The organism is Streptomyces sp. NPDC003456, from assembly GCF_042878735.1.
In the GTDB taxonomy this organism is placed as follows: Bacteria; Actinomycetota; Actinomycetes; order Streptomycetales; family Streptomycetaceae; genus Streptomyces.
Map to the genome: position 1 here is coordinate 260,646 of NZ_JBIAOK010000002.1, position 18,446 is coordinate 279,091.

At 73.5% G+C, this 18,446-nt stretch carries 17 protein-coding genes; 13 read left to right on the forward strand and 4 right to left on the reverse strand.

Annotated elements, in window-relative coordinates:
• The first annotated feature begins 43 nt into the window (after positions 1–43).
• On the forward strand, positions 44–1,345 hold the full coding sequence (locus ACFYWG_RS06760; RefSeq protein ID WP_389199742.1) for a DUF6986 family protein: 1,302 nt from the start codon (positions 44–46) through the stop codon (positions 1,343–1,345).
• 135 nt (positions 1,346–1,480) lie between these two features.
• Positions 1,481–3,355 (forward strand): protein kinase, encoded by a 1,875-nt coding sequence (locus ACFYWG_RS06765; RefSeq protein ID WP_389199743.1) that lies wholly within the window; start codon positions 1,481–1,483, stop codon positions 3,353–3,355.
• Here ACFYWG_RS06765 and ACFYWG_RS06770 read toward each other — a convergent pair.
• Entirely contained in the window at positions 3,301–4,119 is an 819-nt protein-coding gene (locus ACFYWG_RS06770) for a hypothetical protein (RefSeq protein WP_389199744.1), read from the reverse strand. The two genes, ACFYWG_RS06765 and ACFYWG_RS06770, sit on opposite strands and share 55 nt — an antisense overlap.
• 7 nt (positions 4,120–4,126) lie before the next feature.
• Positions 4,127–5,191, reverse strand: a complete 1,065-nt coding sequence (locus ACFYWG_RS06775) for a LacI family DNA-binding transcriptional regulator (protein WP_389199746.1) — start codon at positions 5,189–5,191, stop codon at positions 4,127–4,129.
• A 194-nt stretch (positions 5,192–5,385) separates the two neighbouring features.
• Between ACFYWG_RS06775 and ACFYWG_RS06780 the strand changes: the two genes are divergently transcribed.
• From ACFYWG_RS06780 to ACFYWG_RS06820, 9 genes are all read left to right on the forward strand, one after another.
• On the forward strand, positions 5,386–6,339 hold the full coding sequence (locus ACFYWG_RS06780) for an ROK family protein (RefSeq protein WP_385414663.1): 954 nt from the start codon (positions 5,386–5,388) through the stop codon (positions 6,337–6,339).
• A gap of 149 nt (positions 6,340–6,488) precedes the next feature.
• Positions 6,489–6,965 (forward strand): helix-turn-helix transcriptional regulator, encoded by a 477-nt coding sequence (locus tag ACFYWG_RS06785; RefSeq protein ID WP_389199748.1) that lies wholly within the window; start codon positions 6,489–6,491, stop codon positions 6,963–6,965.
• A gap of 10 nt (positions 6,966–6,975) precedes the next feature.
• Entirely contained in the window at positions 6,976–7,392 is a 417-nt protein-coding gene (locus ACFYWG_RS06790) for a VOC family protein (RefSeq protein ID WP_383511069.1), read from the forward strand.
• Positions 7,393–7,524: 132 nt separating this feature from the next.
• A complete protein-coding gene (locus tag ACFYWG_RS06795; protein ID WP_389199750.1) occupies positions 7,525–9,921 on the forward strand; it encodes an ATP-binding cassette domain-containing protein in 2,397 nt (798 codons plus the stop codon).
• A gap of 237 nt (positions 9,922–10,158) precedes the next feature.
• Positions 10,159–10,377 carry a hypothetical protein gene (locus ACFYWG_RS06800; protein ID WP_376334193.1) on the forward strand — a complete coding sequence of 73 codons (219 nt, stop codon included), beginning with the start codon at positions 10,159–10,161 and terminating at the stop codon, positions 10,375–10,377.
• 72 nt (positions 10,378–10,449) lie between these two features.
• The gene (locus ACFYWG_RS06805; protein ID WP_376334195.1) at positions 10,450–10,653 is read left to right on the forward strand and encodes a hypothetical protein; all 204 of its coding nucleotides are present in this window, start codon (positions 10,450–10,452) and stop codon (positions 10,651–10,653) included.
• Between the two features lie 141 nt (positions 10,654–10,794).
• A complete protein-coding gene (locus ACFYWG_RS06810; protein ID WP_385414657.1) occupies positions 10,795–11,838 on the forward strand; it encodes an NUDIX domain-containing protein in 1,044 nt (347 codons plus the stop codon).
• Positions 11,839–12,375: 537 nt separating this feature from the next.
• Positions 12,376–13,290 (forward strand): NADP-dependent oxidoreductase, encoded by a 915-nt coding sequence (locus ACFYWG_RS06815; protein ID WP_389199753.1) that lies wholly within the window; start codon positions 12,376–12,378, stop codon positions 13,288–13,290.
• A 36-nt stretch (positions 13,291–13,326) separates the two neighbouring features.
• A complete protein-coding gene (locus tag ACFYWG_RS06820) occupies positions 13,327–13,806 on the forward strand; it encodes a MarR family winged helix-turn-helix transcriptional regulator (RefSeq protein ID WP_376334201.1) in 480 nt (159 codons plus the stop codon).
• Between the two features lie 235 nt (positions 13,807–14,041).
• Here the strand turns inward: ACFYWG_RS06820 and ACFYWG_RS06825 are convergent, their stop codons facing one another.
• Complete coding sequence (locus ACFYWG_RS06825; RefSeq protein WP_389199755.1) at positions 14,042–15,397, reverse strand: dipeptidase; 1,356 nt, start codon at positions 15,395–15,397, stop codon at positions 14,042–14,044.
• A 190-nt stretch (positions 15,398–15,587) separates the two neighbouring features.
• Between ACFYWG_RS06825 and ACFYWG_RS06830 the strand changes: the two genes are divergently transcribed.
• Positions 15,588–16,901, forward strand: a complete 1,314-nt coding sequence (locus ACFYWG_RS06830) for a geranylgeranyl reductase family protein (RefSeq protein ID WP_376334205.1) — start codon at positions 15,588–15,590, stop codon at positions 16,899–16,901.
• Here ACFYWG_RS06830 and ACFYWG_RS06835 read toward each other — a convergent pair.
• Positions 16,885–17,334 (reverse strand): nitroreductase family deazaflavin-dependent oxidoreductase, encoded by a 450-nt coding sequence (locus ACFYWG_RS06835; protein ID WP_383511612.1) that lies wholly within the window; start codon positions 17,332–17,334, stop codon positions 16,885–16,887. The genes ACFYWG_RS06830 and ACFYWG_RS06835 overlap by 17 nt on opposite strands.
• Before the next feature lie 319 nt (positions 17,335–17,653).
• On the opposite strand from ACFYWG_RS06835, the gene ACFYWG_RS06840 reads away from it, so the two are divergent.
• Entirely contained in the window at positions 17,654–18,367 is a 714-nt protein-coding gene (locus ACFYWG_RS06840; protein ID WP_376334209.1) for a TetR/AcrR family transcriptional regulator, read from the forward strand.
• The last annotated feature ends 79 nt before the right edge of the window (positions 18,368–18,446 follow it).

The window sequence follows — 18,446 nt, forward strand, 5'->3', positions numbered from 1 at the left end:
CGGATTGTTGATTCCGTACAGCGGAAAACAGGAGGGGTTCGGGATGGGTCAGGGCCGGCAGGAGAAGGTGGCGACGAGCCTCGCGGGCGCCGTCAGCGAGGAGATCAGCGCCTCCCTCGCGCCGGTCGACGCCGAACTGGAGCGCCGCTACCCCGGGGACCCCGGCACCCGCCAGCCCGTGCACACGGTCTACGTCCCCGGCGACGCCTTCGCCGCCGACACGATCCGCTCCTGGGGCGACCGGGCCCTCGCCGCCCTCGACGAGCACGCCCCCGACCCCGCCTCCTTCGCCGCCGTCCTCGGCCTGCCCGAGGAACTCGCCGAGCCCGTCCACGCCCGCGTGCGCGCCAAGCTGGAACGCGAACCGATCGAGGACCTCCGCGTCGACTTCGAGGACGGCTACGGCAACCGCCCCGACGCCGAGGAGGACGAGGCCGCCGCCCGCGCAGCCCGGATCGTCGCCGAGGCCTACGCGGAGGGCACCGCAACCCCCTACATGGGCATCCGCATGAAGTGCATGGAAGCGGCCGTGCGCGCCCGGGGCATCCGCACCCTCGACATCTTCCTCACCGGCCTGATGGAGGCCGGGGGTCTGCCCGCCGGGCTGGTCCTCACCCTGCCCAAGGTGACCTACGCCGAGCAGGTCACCGCCATGGCCCGGCTGCTGGACGCCTTCGAGAAGACCCACGGCCTCGAACCCGGCCGGATCGGCTTCGAGATCCAGATCGAGACCAGCCAGTCCATCCTCGCCGCCGACGGCACCGCCACCGTGGCCCGCATGATCCAGGCCGCCGAGGGCCGCGCCACCGGACTGCACTACGGCACCTTCGACTACAGCGCCTGCCTCGGCGTCTCCGCCGCCCACCAGGCCAGCGACCACCCCGCGGCCGACCACGCCAAGGCCGTCATGCAGGTCGCCGCGGCCGGCACGGGCGTACGCGTCTGCGACGGCTCCACCAACGTCCTGCCCGTCGGTCCCACCGAGAAGGTGCACGCCGCCTGGCGCCTGCACTACGGCCTCACCCGCCGCGCCCTGGCCCGCGCCTACTACCAGGGCTGGGACATGCACCCGGGCCACATCCCCACCCGCTACGCGGCCGTCTTCGCCTTCTACCGCGAGGGCTTCGAGCAGGCAGCCGCCCGTCTCACCCGCTACGCCAACCGCTCCGGCGGCGACGTCATGGACGAGCCCGCCACCGCCAAGGCCCTCAGCGGCTATCTGCTGCGCGGCCTGGACTGCGGCGCCCTGGACATCGGGGAGGTGGCCCGGCTGACCGGCCTGACCCGTGCCGACCTGGAGGGCTTCGCGATGCCCCGGCGCGGTGACCTGACGGCGTCCGCCTGAGGCCCCGCGCCACCTGTACGTACCGGCCCTGTCACAGCTGCCGGCACCGGCCGGGCACGTCACCGCCGCCCCGTAACCTGTACGCCACGCACCGGCGCCACGGCCGGTCCGACGGGTCAGGGGAACGGGGCAGCGGTGTCGACGGGGGAGTACGGACACGACGAGGGAGCCGGCCGCCTGCTGGCGGGCCGCTACCGCGTCACCGGCCGGCTGGGGCGCGGCGGCATGGGAGTCGTGTGGAAGGCGGTCGACGAGGTCCTCGGCCGTGAGGTCGCCGTCAAGGAACTGCGCACCTACACCGACGTCGCCGGTCCCGAACTGGCCGCGCTGCGCCTGCGCATGCAGCGCGAGGCGCGTGCCGCGGCCCGGGTCCGCCACCCGGGCGTCGTCGCCGTGCACGACATCGCCGAGGCCGACGGCCGCCCGCTCATCATCATGGAACTGGTCGACGGGCCGTCCCTGGACGACGTCCTGCGCGAGCGCGGCACGCTCGACCCGCACGAGGCCGCCGGGATCGGCGCCGAGGTCGTGGACGCGCTGGCCGCGGCCCACCGGGTGGGCGTCCTGCACCGGGACGTGAAGCCGGGCAACATCCTGCTCGACCGCTCCGGCCGGGTCGTCCTCACCGACTTCGGCATCGCCACCATGGACGACCCGGGCGACGGCTCGGCCACCCACCTCACCCGCAGCGGCGAACTCGTCGGCTCCCTCGACTACCTGGCCCCCGAGCGCGCCCAGGGCGCCGACCCCGGTCCCGCCTCCGACATCTGGGCGCTGGGCGCCACGCTCTACGCGGCGGTGGAGGGCGCCTCGCCCTTCCGCCGGACGTCCACCTTCTCCACCCTCACCGCGATCGTCACCGAGCCGCTCCCGGAACCCCGCCGGGCCGGTCCGCTCGCTCCCGTCCTGCGGCGGCTGATGGACAAGCGCCCGGAGTCCCGCCCGGAGGCGGAGCAGGCCCGCGCGCTGCTCGGGTCGGTCGCGGACGCGGGCAGCGCCGACAGGCCGACGTCCACGCTGCGGCGCGGCCCGGCCGCCCCGTCCCCGCGCGCCGCGACCGAGCGCAGCCTCCCCTCCGTGCCGCCGGGCTTCGGCCCGCCGCAGCCCCTGCGGCCGCAGGCGCCCGAGCCGGATCAGCCGGTGCCTGCGGGCGGTGCGACGCCCGGATCCGCGCCCGAGCGGCCCGGCGCGGGGACGGATGCCGGGCCGGAGGGGTCCGGCCGGCAGGAGACCGCCGGGCCGGGTTCCGGTCCGGGCGCCCACGACGTCACCGCCGTGAGCCCGGCAGCCGCCGGTCCCGCCGGGACGGTGCGGCAGCCCCCGACCGGGCCCCTGCCCACGCCCTCCGCGCCCCGGCGCCGCTCGTCCCGGGCCCTGCTCGCCGCCGCGGCCGTCACGGTCGTCCTGGCCGCCGCCGGGACCACGGCCGCCCTGCTCGCAGGCTCGGACGGCGCCGGGGAGGACGCGCGCACCGATGCCGCCGCCGCCTCGCGATCCGCCCGCACCGACGACGGCGCCCGCAGGCCGGCGACGCGGCCGGACGACGGCACGACCAAGCCCGCCACCGGCAAGGAGGCGTCTCCCCGGGGATCCGCCACCCCGCCGGCCGCCAAGGCCCCCGAGGGCGGGTCGGGCGGCACGGACGGGCGCACCCCGGACGGCGGCGACCCCGGCACCGCCGGTACCGGGAACCGGGGCGCGACGGACGGCAGTACGGCCACCCAAACCCCGGCCTGCCACGCCATCGGCGGCGGCAAGTACAACTGCCACGTCTGGAAGACCGCCGCCTCGTACACCGCCTCCGGCACCAAGGCCGGCATCCTCAACGCCGGCACCAACTACTTCTACTGCCAGCAGAACCTCGGCCGCCGGGAGACCGACGGCCGCTGGACGAACGTCTGGTGGGCCAGGACCGACGACGACAGCGGCAACCGGGACGTGTGGGTCAGCGACGTCTACGTCAAGGGCGGCGACAACGACGCGCCGGTCCCGGGGCTGCGGTACTGCTGAGCCAGCGCCGACCACACCGCGGCGTACCGCTCGAGGCCGGAGGCCGTCACCAGGTCCTCCTCGGCGAACAGCCGCGTGCCCCGCTCGCACAGCCGCCGGTCGGCCCGGGCCCGTGCGCAGAACTCCTCGGGGAGCACGCCGAACAGCTCCCGCAGGCGCGGAAGGCCCGCCAGCAGACCCGCGAGCAGCTCCCGCTGGCCCGGGTGGACGCGCGGCGCGCCGGTGCCGTCGTGCAGGACCCCGTGCCGGTTGACGTAGGCGAACACCCCGGGCAGGCGGCTGCCGTCGGCGAGTTCGACCCGCACACCGGGGTCGGGCAGCCATGCCCGGTCGAAGTTGCCGCCCGGCATGGGCACGCCCTCGCTGGCGTCGATCGCCGCGAGCTGCCCTGCGTCGAGCCACAGGACGAACAGCTCCCGTACCGTGCCCGGCACGAGGACGGGCGAGGCCGAGACGTACCCGGCGAGGCTGACGTGGGCCGACACCCCCGCGTCGACACCGGTGACCCGCGCCTTCACCATCGGCAGCGGGGAGGTGGCCCCGGCCGCGCGCAGCTTGTGCCGCAGCTGGCCCGGACAGCCGTTGGACCCGATGGCGAGGACGGGCGTGCGCTCGTCGTGGCGGAGGCGGTCCAGCGGCAGGTACCGGTCGCCGTCGAGCAGTCCGGAGCCGGCGGGCCAGGCACCGGGGTAGAGCAGCGGCTCCTCGCGCGGCACCCCGTCCAGTCCGAGTGCCCGCAGCGTGCGGTCCGCGTGCCCGCCCACCGGCCGCTCAGTCCGCCGGAGGCAGCTCGCCCGAGCCGCGGGTGATCAGACGGGTGGGCAGCTCGATGCGCGCGGGCGCCGCCGGGGAACCGTCGAGCTGCCGGAAGAGGCGTTCCGCGGCGGTGCGGCCGATGGCGGCGGCGTCCTGGGCGACGACCGTCACGCCCGGCTGGAGCAGGTCGGCGAGCTCGATGTCGTCGAAACCGACGAGGGCCACGCGGCGGGCGTGCGCGGCGAGCACCCGGATCACGGTGACCGTCACGCGGTTGTTGCCGGCGAATATCGCGGTGACCGGATCCGGGCCGGCCAGCATCTCCTCGGCGGCCCTGCGCACCCGCTCCGGGCCGGTGACCCCGAGGGACATCCAGGAGTCCGCCACCGGTATGCCCGCGTCCTCCATCGCGGCCCGGTAGCCGCGCAGGCGCTCCGCGGCCGTGTGGATGCGCGGCATGTCGCCGATGAAGCCGATCCGGCGGTGGCCGTGGGCGATCAGGTGGGCGACCCCGTCGCGGGCGCCGCCGAAGTTGTCCGACAGCACCACGTCGGCGTCGATGTGCCCGGCCGGGCGGTCCACGAACACCGTGGCCACGCCGGCCTTGAGCTCCGGTTCCAGGTACCGGTGGTCGTCCCCGGCGGGGATCACCACCAGCCCGTCCACCCGCCGAGCGCACAGGGCCAGCACCAGCTCCTGCTCCCGGTCCGGGTCCTCGGCGCTGGAGCCGTTGATCAGCAGCGCCCCGTGCGCCCGGGCGACCTCCTCCACGGCCCGGCTCAGCGGCCCGTAGAACGGGTCGGCGAGGTCCTCAAGGACCAGCCCGATGCTGGCGGTGCGGCCCTTGCGCAGCACCCGCGCGCTGTCGTTGCGGCGGAAGCCGAGGGCGTCGATCGCCTCCTGGACCCGCCGCTCCGTCTCCGGCGTGACGCCGGGCTCCCCGTTCACGACCCTGGAGACCGTCTTGAGGCCGACCCCGGCGCGGGCGGCCACGTCCTTCATGGTCGGACGGTTTCCGTAGCGCGTGGCGGATCGGAGGTGGGTCTGGGGCACGGTGCGGTGTCCTGTCCTGTCGTCCACGGGGTGCGTAGGTCCGGGGTTTTGTATGAGGATGTGGCGTCGAGCATAGAGCCTGGACAACGTTGTCAGCCTCGGGAGAGACTGTCCACCGCAATCTCCGGCCCGTCCCCCACTGCGGTGCCGGCACACGGTTTGCCCTGCTCGATGGCTGTTCTCGGCATTTTTCACATGCTCAACGGGGAGATCCGACACTGATGCACACCGACCTAGTGGCCGCGCTCGACATCGGCGGCACCAAGATCGCCGGGGCACTCGTGGACGGCGGCGGCCGGATCCTGGTCCGCGCCCAGCGGCCGACGCCCGCCCGCGAGGACGGGGACACCGTGATGCGGGCCGTGGAAGGGGTGCTCGGCGAACTCTGCCTCTCACCGCTGTGGGGTCGTGCGACGGCGGTCGGGATCGGCAGCGCCGGACCCGTGGACGCCGCGGCGGGCACGGTGAGCCCGGTGAACGTGCCCGGATGGCGCGCCTACCCGCTCGTCTCCCGGGTCCGCGCCGCCACCGGGAACCTGCCGGTGGAGCTGATCGGCGACGGTGTGGCGATCACGGCCGCCGAGCACTGGCAGGGCGCGGCGCGCGGTCACGACAACGCGCTGTGCATGGTGGTCTCCACGGGTGTCGGCGGCGGTCTGGTGCTCGGCGGGCGGCTGCACGCGGGGCCCACCGGGAACGCCGGGCACATCGGGCACATCAGTGTCGACCTCGACGGCGATCCGTGCCCGTGCGGATCGCGCGGCTGCGTGGAGCGCATCGCGAGCGGCCCGAACATCGCCCGGCGCGCCCTGGAGAACGGCTGGCGGCCCGGCCCCGACGGGGACACCTCCGCCGCCGCGGTGGCCGCCGCCGCCCGGTCCGGCGACCCGGTCGCCGTGGCGTCCTTCGAGCGGGCCGCGCAGGCCCTCGCGGCGGGGATCGCGGCCACGGCCACCCTGGTGGAGATCGACGTCGCGGTGATCGGCGGGGGCGTGGGCAAGGCGGGCGACGTCCTCTTCGCCCCGCTGCGCAAGGCCCTGCGTGCCTACGCCACCCTGTCCTTCGTCCGGAACCTGACCGTCGCGCCCGCCCAGACGGGCACCGACGCGGGGCTGGTGGGGGCCGCGGCGGCGGCCCTGGCCAAGCGGACGGACACGGCGGGCGCGGGGGTCTGACACCGGGCAGGAACGTTCAGGCACCGGCACCGGCACCGGCACCGGCACCGACCCTGACACCGGCACCGCTCGCGAGGCGGAGGGCTCCTCGCTCCCGCCCCGACCACGAGGCGGGGGAGACGAGGGGGGCCGTCCCGAAAATCGACCGCATGTCCGTGCGATGTGGCACGATCGCGCGTGTGAGCAGCAGCAGACCCGTCCCGGAGCAGCGCCTGCGCGACCTCGCCCGGCTGCGCCGGGTCAAGGACCGGATCGACCGGGAGTACGCGCAGCCCCTGGACGTGGAGGCGCTGGCCCGGGGCGTGCACATGTCGGCCGGGCACCTCAGCCGCGCGTTCCGGCAGGCGTACGGGGAATCCCCGTACAGCTACCTGATGACCCGGCGCATCGAGCGGGCGATGGCGCTGCTGCGCCGCGGCGACCTCAGCGTCACCGAGGTGTGCTTCGAGGTCGGCTGCTCCTCGCTCGGCACCTTCAGCACCCGCTTCACGGAACTGGTCGGCATGCCGCCCAGCGCCTACCGGCGCGAGGCCGCACGCGCCACCGCGGGCATCCCGTCGTGCGTGGCCAAGCAGGTCACCAGACCGGTCAGAAATCGAGAAGCGCCCGCCGCGGGCCGAAACTAGCGTGAGGGCCATGGACCTCACCATTCACGCCAGCTTCCTCCCGCACGACGACCCCGACGCCTCCCTGGCGTTCTACCGGGACACCCTCGGCTTCGACGTGCGCAACGACGTCGGCTACGGCGGCATGCGCTGGATCACGGTCGGCCCCGCCGGCCGGCCCGACACCAACATCGTGCTGCACCCCCCGGCCGCCGACCCCGGCGTCACCGAGGAGGAGCGCCGCACCGTCGCCGAGATGATGGCCAAGGGGACCTACGGCAGCATCGTCCTGGCCACCACCGACGTCGACGGTGTTTTCGAGCGGCTGCAGGCCGGCGACGCCGAGGTCGTGCAGGAGCCGGTGGACCAGCCGTACGGCGTCCGCGACTGCGCCTTCCGCGATCCCGCGGGCAACATGGTCCGCATCCAGCAGCTGAAGCCGCAGTAGCTGCCCCCCGCACACCTCCCACCGTGCCCCCGTGCCACCACGGGAGCGCGCACCCCGCCCCGGGCCCGACGGCCCGGCGCGGGGGACGAGATCGTCCGAGCGCGGCAGGCCCGCCCGACAGATGGAGACACCATGAGCAAGGCCAGGACGGCGGACGGACAGCCGCCCGAGCCGCACGTCGCCGACAGCCATGACGTGATCCGCGTGCACGGCGCACGGGAGAACAACCTCAAGGACGTCAGCATCGAGATCCCCAAGCGGCGGCTGACGGTGTTCACCGGTGTCTCGGGCTCGGGCAAGAGCTCGCTGGTGTTCGACACGATCGCGGCCGAGTCGCAGCGGCTGATCAACGAGACCTACAGCGCGTTCCTGCAGGGCTTCATGCCCAACCGGGCGCGCCCCGAGGTCGACGTGCTCGACGGGCTGACCACCGCCATCGCCGTCGACCAGCAGCGCATGGGCGGCGACCCCCGCTCCACCGTCGGCACCGCCACCGACGCCAACGCCATGCTGCGCATCCTCTTCAGCCGCCTCGCCGAGCCGCACATCGGCCCCCCGAGCGCGTACTCCTTCAACACCGCCTCCGTCAGCGCGTCCGGCGGCATCCGCGTCGAGCGCGGCGCGGAGAAGACCAAGACCGTCAAGGCGACGTTCTCGCGGACCGGCGGCATGTGCACCCGCTGCGAGGGCCGCGGCAAGGTCTCCGACATCGACCTCACCCAGCTCTACGACGACTCGAAGTCGATCTCCGAGGGCGCCTTCACCATCCCCGGATGGAAGTCGGACAACGTCTGGACCGTCGACCTGTACGCCCAGTCCGGCTTCCTCGACCCGGACAAGCCGATCCGGCGGTTCACCAAGAAGGAGATGCAGGCCTTCCTCTACGGGGAGCCGACCAAGGTCAAGGTCAACGGCGTCAACCTCACCTACGAGGGCCTGATCCCCAAGATCCAGAAGTCCTTCCTGTCCAAGGACAAGGAGGCGATGCAGCCGCACATCCGCGCCTTCGTGGAGCGGGCGGTCACCTTCACCGCCTGCCCCGAGTGCGGCGGGACCCGGCTCAGCGAGGGCGCCCGGAACTCGAGGATCGGCGAGGTCTCCATCGCCGACGCCTGCGCCATGGAGATCCGCGACCTGGCCGAGTGGGTGCGGCAGCTGGACGAGCCGTCGGTGGCACCGCTGCTCACCGCGCTGCAGGGGACGCTCGACTCGTTCGTGGAGATCGGCCTCGGCTATCTCGCGCTCGACCGGCCCGCGGGCACCCTCTCCGGTGGCGAGGCCCAGCGCGTGAAGATGATCCGGCACCTGGGCTCCTCCCTCACCGACGTCACCTACGTCTTCGACGAGCCCACCGTCGGCCTGCACCCGCACGACATCCAGCGGATGAACAACCTGCTGCTGCGCCTGCGCGACAAGGGCAACACGGTGCTCGTCGTGGAGCACAAGCCGGAGGCCATCGAGATCGCCGACCACGTCGTGGACCTCGGTCCCGGCGCCGGCACGGCGGGCGGCACGGTCTGCTTCGAGGGCACGGTCGAGGGCCTGCGCTCCGCCGACACCGTCACCGGGCGGCACCTCGGCGACCGGGCCAGGATCAAGGACAGCGTCCGCAAGCCCACCGGCGCCCTGGAGATCCGCGGGGCCTCGGCCAACAACCTCCAGGACGTCGACGTCGACGTCCCGCTGGGCGTGCTCACGGTCGTCACGGGTGTCGCCGGCTCCGGCAAGAGCTCGCTCCTGCACGGCTCGATGCCCGCCGACGCCGGTGTGATCGCCGTCGACCAGAGTCCGATCAAGGGCTCGCGGCGCAGCAACCCCGCCACCTACACGGGGCTGCTCGACCCGATCCGCAAGGCGTTCGCCAAGGTCAACGGTGTGAAGCCGGCCCTGTTCAGCGCCAACTCCGAGGGCGCCTGCCCCACCTGCAACGGGGCCGGGGTCGTTTACGTGGACCTCGGCATGATGGCCGGCGTCGACACACCGTGCGAGGACTGCGAGGGCAAGCGGTTCCAGGCGTCGGTGCTGGAGTACCACCTCGGCGGCCGGGACATCAGCGAGGTGCTGGCGATGCCGGTGTCCGAGGCCGAGGAGTTCTTCGCCGCCGGCGAGGCCCGCACCCCGGCCGCGCACCGGATCCTGGAGCGGCTCGCCGACGTCGGGCTCGGCTACCTGACGCTCGGCCAGCCGCTCACCACGCTCTCGGGCGGCGAGCGGCAGCGGCTGAAGCTGGCCACGCACATGGCCGACAAGGGCGGCGTCTACGTCCTGGACGAGCCGACCACCGGCCTGCACCTCGCGGACGTGGAGCAGCTGCTGGGCCTGCTCGACCGGCTGGTCGACTCCGGCAAGTCGGTCATCGTCATCGAGCACCACCAGGCCGTGATGGCCCACGCCGACTGGATCGTCGACCTGGGTCCCGGGGCCGGACACGACGGAGGCCGGATCGTCTTCGAGGGCACCCCGGCCGACCTGGTCGAGGCCCGCTCCACCCTGACCGGGCAGCACCTCGCGGAGTACGTGGGCGGCTGAGGGGGCTCGGCGGCGCCCTCCGGTGGGCCGGTGTCGAGCGGGCGGGCATCCGGCGGGCCGGCATCCGGTGGACCGGCCACACGGTGGGTGTGCCCTGCCGGGGGTCGGTCTCCGCCCGGTGGTCTGCCTGCCGGATCGGCCCGTGCGAAGCGTGCTCCCGCCGGGGCCGCTCGCGTGGGTCGGTCGAACGGCCCCCTCCGGGGGGCGCCGCGGGCCGTTCCCGCCGAACCTGGTGGCATGGCTTCCGCGAAACCCGTCGTGGTCTACCCGCCCGCCGCGGACAACGGCCGGCGGGTGCGGGTGGACGACCAGTTCCTCGGTATCGCCTACGGGCTGCTGGACATCGCCGAGTTCCTCCGCCGGGCGGGCATCGAGGACGCCGACGAGACGTACGTGGCGGCGTCGGGGCTGATCGAGTGGCGCGGCGGGGGACCGGACGCCTGGGGCGGCGGCTGAGACCGGGGCCGTGGTTCCCCCGGCCGCGGGCGGCTGCGTGACCCCGCACCGGGTCGGGGCGTTGTTCCGGGCATGAAGAAGCGCAGCATGCTCGCCATCGCCTCCCTCGCCACCGGCTTCGTCGTCGCGGCGGTCACCCCGTCGCACGCGCTCGGGGACGGCCTCGGCAACCTGAACGTGGACAAGGCCCTCAAGACCCTCGACGACACCGTCGTCGCCAAGGACAGCCTGTCCCTGGACCGCGAGGACGGGAACCAGGTGAACAAGAAGGGCTGACGAGCCGCCCACCGGCCCACGGCGCCGGCGCCCCCGTACCGCGGGGCGCCGGCGCCGTCGTCATGCGCCCTCAACTGGGGCTGGTTTCCGTGGCAGGGTGGAGCGGGCAAGCCTCAGGGGGCCAACAGAAGAGGGGGACCTGTGACCGTCGTCTGGATCAACGGCGCGTTCGGTGCGGGGAAGACCACCACCGCACAGGAACTGATCGAACTGATCCCGAACAGCACGCTCTTCGACCCCGAGGTCATCGGCGGAGCGCTGCGGTTCCTGCTGCCGCCCAAACACCTCGCCGAGGCCGGCGACTTCCAGGAGCTGCCGATCTGGCGGCGGCTCGTGATCGACACGGCGGCCGCGATGCTCGCCGAGCTCGGCGGGACCCTGGTGGTCCCCATGACCCTGCTGCGCCAGGAGTACCGGGACGAGATCTTCGGTGGTCTGGCCGCCCGCAGGATCGCCGTCAGCCACATCCTGCTCGCCCCGGCCGAAACGATACTGCGCGAGCGTATAGCCGGACGCGAGATACCACCGGGCCTCCCCGACGGCGAGGAGCGCATACGCCAGTGGTCCTTCGACCACATCGAGCCCTACCGGGCCGCCCTCGCCTCCTGGCTCACCGCCGACGCCCATCCGGTCGACACCAGCCACCTCACCCCGCGCCAGGCCGCGGCCCGGATAGCGGAGGCGGTCACCAGCGGTGCGGCGCCCCTGTGCGACATCGTGCAGACGCCCGAGCCCACCGCCGAGACCCTCGCCGCCGGGGTCCTCCTGTTCGACGAGCGCGACCGCGTGCTGCTCGTCGACCCGACGTACAAGGCCGGCTGGGAGTTCCCCGGCGGAGTCGTCGAACCCGGCGAGGCGCCGGCCCGGGCCGGGATGCGGGAGGTCGCCGAGGAGACCGGCATCCGCCTCGACGAGGCGCCCGGTCTGCTCGTCGTCGACTGGGAACGCCCGCAGCCGCCCGGCTACGGCGGTCTGCGGCTGCTGTTCGACGGCGGGGTCCTCGACTCCGCCGATGCCGCCCGGCTGCTGCTGCCCGGCCCGGAGCTGCGCGACTGGCGCTTCGTCACCGAGGAGGAGGCCGCCGGCCTGCTGCCGCCCGTGCGCTACGAGCGGCTGCGGTGGGCGCTGCGGGCTCGGGAACGCGGAGCGGCGTTCTACCTGGAGGCCGGGGTCCCGGTCGGCTGACGCCCCTCACATCCGGGCGGAGCGCGAGCGCAGCCGGCGGGTCCTCGCCCGGGACGCGGCCCTGGTCGTCGCGAATGCGGGGCCGCACGTGCCGGTACGGTCGCCTCGCTGTCGTGCGAGCCGGTTGCGGCCCCGCCGCTCGACGGTCCCCTCCGGGACCGGTCCACCCGCCGAGCGGACCGGCGGACCATCAGCGGGGACTGCGTCCTGGCCGCCACGGCGATGCTGTTGATGGGCGGCAGGCTCGGGCGGCGAGCCCTCACCGAAGCAGGCGAGACGGCACAGGACCCTGCCGCGGCCATTCCTGCCCGCGGCAGCGGCACGAGGGATGTCCGCGCCTGAACTCGCCTTGACAGAGGGCGAGTTGGGGAGCCGACACCCTGGCGCAGCTCCTCTGACGCAGCCGTGGGAATGCCGGTGCTCGTCACTTCCGTGTCCCACCGCCCCTCGATTACTTGGCTAGCCACATAAATGGTGCTACGTTTATGTGGTCGGCCACAGAATGGGTCGGCAGCTTCCCACCAGAGGAGAGCGGCCATGAAGGCCATCGTTTTCGACACGTTCGGCGGCACCGACGTCCTGCACGAGGCGGAGATCGACACTCCCCGGCCCGGCCCCGGCCAGGTCCGGGTGCGGGTCCGGGCCGTCGGCGTCAACCCGGTCGACGGCAAGATCCGGTCCGGCGGCATGGAGGCCGTCTTCCCCACCACGCTGCCCGCCGTGCCCGGGGGAGAGATCGCCGGTGTGGTCGACGCCGTGGGCGAGGGCGTCGACCACCTGCACGTGGGGGACGAGGTGCTCGGCTGGTCCGACACCGGCTCCTACGCGCAGTACGCCCTGGCGTCCGCGGCCGTCCTGGCGCCCAAGCCGTCCGGCCTGGACTGGAAGCACGCCGCCGCCCTGCCGGTCGCCACCGACGGCGCCGAACGGGTCCTGGACCTGCTCGACGTCACCTCCGGTGAGACGCTGCTGATCCACGGCGCATCCGGTGCGCTCGGCACCATCGCCGTCCAGTTGGCCGTCGCCCGCGGCGCCCGCGTCATCGGCACCGCCGGACCGGCCAACCAGGAGTACGTCACCTCACTCGGCGCGACCGCGCTGGTCTACGGGGACAACCTGGTCGAGCGGGTGCGCGCCGTCGCCCCCGAAGGGGTGGACGCCGTCTTCGACGCCGCGGGCAAGGGCGCGCTGGAGGACTCCATCACCCTGCGCGGCGGCACCGACCGGATCGTCACCACCGCCGACTTCCGCGCCGCCGAACTCGGCGTCGTCTTCGCCGAAGGCCCCCAGCGCCGCTCCGCCGCCCGCCTCGGCGAACTCGCCCGGCAGGCCGCCGACGGCACACTGGTCACCACGATCAGCGCCGCCTACCCGCTCGCCGAAGCGGCCGATGCCCAGTGGGCCAGCGACGCGGGGCACAACCGAGGGAAGATCGTCCTCACCGTCCACTGATCCGACCCGCACCGCCCGTGCCCTGAAGGAGCAGCCATGTCAGACACCACCTCGTCGGAGCTGCCCGGTGCGGCGGCCGAGGGACCGTTGAGCTACGCCATCTTCCAACTCGCCCGCGCCCACCGCGCCCACGCCGCCGCCATGCTGCGCGCCATGAACCTGCATCCAGGGCAGGAACTGCTGCTGATGCAGCTCTTCGACCACGACGGCCGGACCCAGGCCGAACTGCTGGAACGGGCAGGCCTCGACCACTCCACCGTCTCCAAGTCCCTGCGGCGCATGCAGGAGGCGGGGCTGCTCACCCGCGAGCCGGCTCCTCACGACCGGCGGGTCATGGTGGTCCGCCTCACCGACGCCGGCCGTGCCCTCGAAGAGCCCATCGCCGAGATGTGGCGCTCGCTGGAGCGGATCTCCGTGAAGGACCTGACGCCGGATCAGGTGAAGGTGTTCACCGAGTGTGCGCGCATCGTCGAGAAGTCGGTCAGGGACCGCGGCCGGCAGCCTCCGGCCGAGTAGGCGGCCGGGGACGCTCCCGCGGCGACCGAAGAGAAGGCCCCCGTCCGCTGACGGGGGCCTTCTCTCAGGAGCAGAGCGGTCGACTTGCCGTGCAGGAACGGGGCGGTCAACTCGCCGCGAAGAAACGGGAGGTCGACTCGCCGCGAAGGAACGGAAGGTCGACTCGCCGGGCGGAATGAGGCGGTCGACCGCCGTGCGGAATGAGGCGGTCGACCGCCGTGCGGGAGCGGGGCGGTCAGCTCGCCGCGTAGTTGCGCAGGAACAGCGCCTCCGCCACCGACAGCCGCTCCAGCTCGTCGGGGGACACGCTCTCGTCGACCGCGTGGATCTGCGCCTCCGGCTCGCTCAACCCGATGAGCAGGATCTCCGCCCGCGGATACAGCCCGGCCAGCGTGTTGCACAGCGGGATGGACCCGCCCTGCCCCGCGTACTGCATCTCCTGGCCCGGGTACGCCACCGCCATCGCCGCCGCCATCGCCTGGTACGCGGGGCTCGCGGTGTCGGCCCGGAACGGCTGCCCCTCACCGACCTGTTCGACGCTCACCCGCGCCCCCCACGGCGTGTGCGCCTCCAGGTGCGCCTGGAGCAGCTTGGTCGCCTCGCCCGCGTCCGTCCCCGGCGGCACGCGCAGGCTGATCAGCGCGCGGGCACTGGCCTGCACGGACGGGGTGGCCCCGACGACCGGCGGGCAGTCGATGCCGATGACGGTGACGGCCGGACGCGCCCAGATGCGGTCGGCGACCGTCCCGGACCCGATCAGCTCCACCCCGTCCAGCACCTTGGCGTCCTGGCGGAACTGCTCCTCCGCGTACTCCAGCCCCTCCCAGGCCGCGCCCGGGGCGAGCCCCTCGACGGCCGTCGAACCGTCCTCCGCGCGCAAGGAGTCCAGCACCCGGATCAGCGCGGCCAGCGCGTCGGGCGCGGCACCGCCGAACTGGCCCGAGTGCAGGTTGCCGGCGAGCGTGTCGATCTGCACGCGGACCATGGTCATGCCGCGCAGCGTCGCGGTCACGGTCGGCAGGCCGACCCGGAAGTTGCCCGCGTCGCCGATGACGACGCTGTCCGCCTCCAGCAGTTCCGGGTGCTGCTCCGCGTAGCGCTCCAGGCCGCCCGTGCCCATCTCCTCGGAGCCCTCGGCGATCACCTTCACGTGCACGGGGATCCCGCCGTCGGCCTTCAGTGCGCGCAGGGCCAGCAGGTGCATGATCACGCCGCCCTTGCAGTCGGCGGCGCCGCGCCCGTACCAGCGCCCGTCCCGCTCGGTCAGCTCGAAGGGCGGGGTCGTCCAGGCCGCCTCGTCCAGCGGCGGCTGCACGTCGTAGTGGGCGTACAGCAGGACGGTCCTGGCGCCCTCCGGGCCGGGCAGGTAGCCGTAGACCGACTGGGTGCCGTCGGGAGTGTCGAGCAGGGCCACGTCCTGGAAGCCCTCGGCGGTCAGCGCGTCCGCGACCCAGCGGGCGGCGCCCTCGCTCTCTCGGCGCGGGAATTGGTCGAAGTCCGCCACCGACCGGAAGGCCACCAGTTCGGCGAGCTCCTCCTTCGCCCTGGGCATCAAAGAGGCGACGGTCTCGGCGACCGGATTCGGCGACATGGGCACGCTCCTCGTGGGTGCGACGTTGTACGGATGCGTACGTCTCGGTACGCGGTGATCGTGCGGTGCGGGCGCGTCCCCGTGTAAGGGGCACCCACAGCGCCGATCCTCCCACAGCGGCCTGCGGTGACCGCCGCCGTAGGATGCGGGAGACAGCGGCAGGCGGCTTGATCGGGAGCAGTAGACCATCGTGAGCAGCGAGAACTCTTCGGCGGACGACGTGCAGCAGGTGTGGGACGTCGTCGTGGTGGGCGCGGGACCCGCGGGCGCTTCGGCCGCGTACGCGGCGGCGGTGGCCGGCAGACGTGTGCTGTTGCTGGAAAAGGCCGAGCTGCCGCGGTACAAGACCTGCGGCGGCGGCATCATCGGCCCCTCGCGCGACGCCCTGCCGCCCGGCTTCGAGCTGCCGTTGCGGGACCGCGTGCACGCGGTGACCTTCTCCCACAACGGCCGCTTCACCCGCACCCGCCGCTCCAAGCGCATGCTGTTCGGGCTGATCAACCGGCCCGAGTTCGACCAGCAGCTGGTCGAACACGCCCAGAAGGCGGGCGCCGAGCTGCGCACGGGGGTCACCGTCCAGCGCGTCGAGCAGCACGGCAGCGCCGTCCCGGACCGGCGTACGGTCGCCGTCGTCCTGCAGGGCGGCGAGGTCCTGCTGGCCCACGCGGTCGTCGGCGCCGACGGCAGCGCCAGCCGCATAGGGGCGCACGTGGGCGTCAAGCTGGCCCAGGTGGACCTCGGCCTGGAGGCGGAGATCCCGGTGCCGGAGACCGTCGCCGAGGACTGGAAGGGCCGCGTCCTCATCGACTGGGGCCCCATGCCCGGCAGTTACGGCTGGGTCTTCCCCAAGGGCGACACCCTCACGGTGGGGGTCATCTCGGCGCGTGGTGAAGGGGCCGCGACCAAGCGGTACTTGGAGGAGTTCATCGGACGGCTGGGGCTCGCCGGCTTCGAACCGAGCATCTCCTCCGGCCACCTGACCCGCTGCCGAGCCGACGACTCGCCCCTGTCGCGCGGCCGGGTGCTGGTGTGCGGCGACGCCGCCGGGCTGCTCGAGCCGTGGACCCGCGAGGGCATCTCGTTCGCCCTGCGCTCGGGGCGGCTGGCGGGGGAGTGGGCGGTGCGGATCGCCGAGGCGCACGACGCCGTCGACACCCGGCGCCAGGCCCTCAACTACGCCTTCGCGATCAAGGCGGGGCTCGGCGTCGAGATGAGCGTCGGCAAGCGGATGCTGACGGTGTTCGAACGCCGCCCCGGGCTGTTCCACGCCGTCCTGACGGGCTTCCGCCCGGCATGGAACGCGTTCCGGGACATCACGCGGGGGTCGACCTCGCTGGGCGAACTCGTGCGTACGCATCCGCTGGCCCAGCGCGCCCTGTCCGCGATGGACCGCCGTCCCGCGGCCGGTGGCGGGGCCGGGGCGGGAGCCGCTGCCGGGACGGGAGCGGGGGCGGGGGCCGGGTCCGGGACGGGCACCGGGACCGAGGTCAGCGCGTCGGAGTGATGTGGAAGACCGGGTGGTCGGGAGCGATGCGGCGCAGCTGGTCGTCCGGTGAGTCCGGGCCGACGCCGTCGAAGAACACCCCGACCTCCGCCTTCCAGCGCTTGAGGTAGGCCCGCAGGATCGGGGCCTTGTCGTCGTCGGCCACCTCGGCGGCGGAGAAGGCCTCCACGTGCTTGCCGAGGTGCAGTTCGCCGCCGCCCGCGGCCCGCATGTTGTGCGTCCACTGGACATGGCCCCGGGGCGCGACGAGGTACTGCCTGCCGTCCAGGACCAGCAGGTTGACGGGGGTGGTGCGCCACTGGCCGCTCTTGCGACCCCGCACGGCGAGGACGCGCGAGCCCCAGACGCTGACACCGCGCCGGGTCAGCCAGGCGACGAAGCGGTTGAGGACGTTGACCGTGAACCAGCCGGGCTTCTTGACGTGTGCGGACATGGGTGCCCCTTGAGTGGTGAGTTGGTGGCGAGGTGTCGAGGTGTCGAGTTGTCGACCGGCGACTCAGCGACTCGGCGAGTTGGCGTTGAGTGGGTCGGGCGTGGCGTGAGGTGGGTGTGCTCTCGACTGTGAGCACTGCTCTTCTCTGCGAGCGGCGGTCTGTCGTTGGTGAGCGCCGCTCTGGTTTGTGAGCACTGCTCTCTTTAGCTGTCAGCCAGTCTGCTGCACGTCGGGGTCGTTAGCAAGAGCAGTGCTCTCTTTTTCGAGCAGTGCTCTCCATTGTGTGCACCGCTCTCGTTCCATGGCAGACTCTTCTCGCATGAGCAGCACACAGGGCGCCCGGGCCCGGGCCAGGATCGAAGTCACGGCGGCCATCAAGGACGAGGCCCGCAGACAGCTCGCGGCCGAAGGCGCCGCTCGTCTGTCCCTGCGCGCCGTGGCCCGCGAACTCGGCATGGTCTCCTCCGCGCTGTACCGCTACTTCCCCAGTCGCGACGACCTCCTCACCGCCCTCATCATCGACGCCTACGACTCCCTGGGCGAGGCGGCCGAGGCGGCTCACGCCGCGGTGGCGGACACCGGCCCCCGGCAGCGCTGGATCGCGGTGTGCGAGGCGGTGCGCGGCTGGGCGTTGGCCCACCCGCACGAGTACGCCCTGATCTACGGCACTCCCGTCCCCGGCTACAAGGCGCCCGAGACCACCGTTCCGGCGGCGGCCCGGGTCGGCCTGCTGCTCATCGGCATCGTCCGCGACGCCCACCAAGGGCTCGGCCTGGCCCGGCCCGCCCTGCCGGCCGAACTGCGCCCGGAGGCCGAGCGCATGGCCGCCGACCTCGCGCCGGACCTTCCCCCCGAGGTCGTCACGGTGCTCGTCGCGGCCTGGGCGCAGTTGTACGGGCTCGTCGGATTCGAGCTGTTCGGGCAGTTCCACCGGGTGGTGGAGGACCGCGAGGCCTTCTTCCGTCATGCGGCGGGCCAACTGGCCCACGGGGTCGGGCTGGTGTATCCGCAGCGGGGGCCGGCACCCCGCTGACCGCGCCCCGCGCCCCGTATGCCGCACGGCCGGCGGGGCACAGGCTACTCCCCGGGAAGTACGCGTGATCACCGCGTTC

Excerpts from the sequence above, each read along its gene's own strand:
- ACFYWG_RS06840 (WP_376334209.1), top strand. The coding sequence starts at position 17,654 with ATGAGCAGCACACAGGGCGCCCGGGCCCGGGCCAGGATCGAAGTCACG.
- ACFYWG_RS06835 (WP_383511612.1), bottom strand. The coding sequence starts at position 17,334 with ATGTCCGCACACGTCAAGAAGCCCGGCTGGTTCACGGTCAACGTCCTC.
- ACFYWG_RS06760 (WP_389199742.1), top strand. The coding sequence starts at position 44 with ATGGGTCAGGGCCGGCAGGAGAAGGTGGCGACGAGCCTCGCGGGCGCC.
- ACFYWG_RS06820 (WP_376334201.1), top strand. The coding sequence starts at position 13,327 with ATGTCAGACACCACCTCGTCGGAGCTGCCCGGTGCGGCGGCCGAGGGA.
- ACFYWG_RS06795 (WP_389199750.1), top strand. The coding sequence starts at position 7,525 with ATGAGCAAGGCCAGGACGGCGGACGGACAGCCGCCCGAGCCGCACGTC.
- ACFYWG_RS06790 (WP_383511069.1), top strand. The coding sequence starts at position 6,976 with ATGGACCTCACCATTCACGCCAGCTTCCTCCCGCACGACGACCCCGAC.
- ACFYWG_RS06785 (WP_389199748.1), top strand. The coding sequence starts at position 6,489 with ATGTCCGTGCGATGTGGCACGATCGCGCGTGTGAGCAGCAGCAGACCC.
- ACFYWG_RS06780 (WP_385414663.1), top strand. The coding sequence starts at position 5,386 with ATGCACACCGACCTAGTGGCCGCGCTCGACATCGGCGGCACCAAGATC.
- ACFYWG_RS06815 (WP_389199753.1), top strand. The coding sequence starts at position 12,376 with ATGAAGGCCATCGTTTTCGACACGTTCGGCGGCACCGACGTCCTGCAC.
- ACFYWG_RS06805 (WP_376334195.1), top strand. The coding sequence starts at position 10,450 with ATGAAGAAGCGCAGCATGCTCGCCATCGCCTCCCTCGCCACCGGCTTC.
- ACFYWG_RS06825 (WP_389199755.1), bottom strand. The coding sequence starts at position 15,397 with ATGTCGCCGAATCCGGTCGCCGAGACCGTCGCCTCTTTGATGCCCAGG.
- ACFYWG_RS06800 (WP_376334193.1), top strand. The coding sequence starts at position 10,159 with ATGGCTTCCGCGAAACCCGTCGTGGTCTACCCGCCCGCCGCGGACAAC.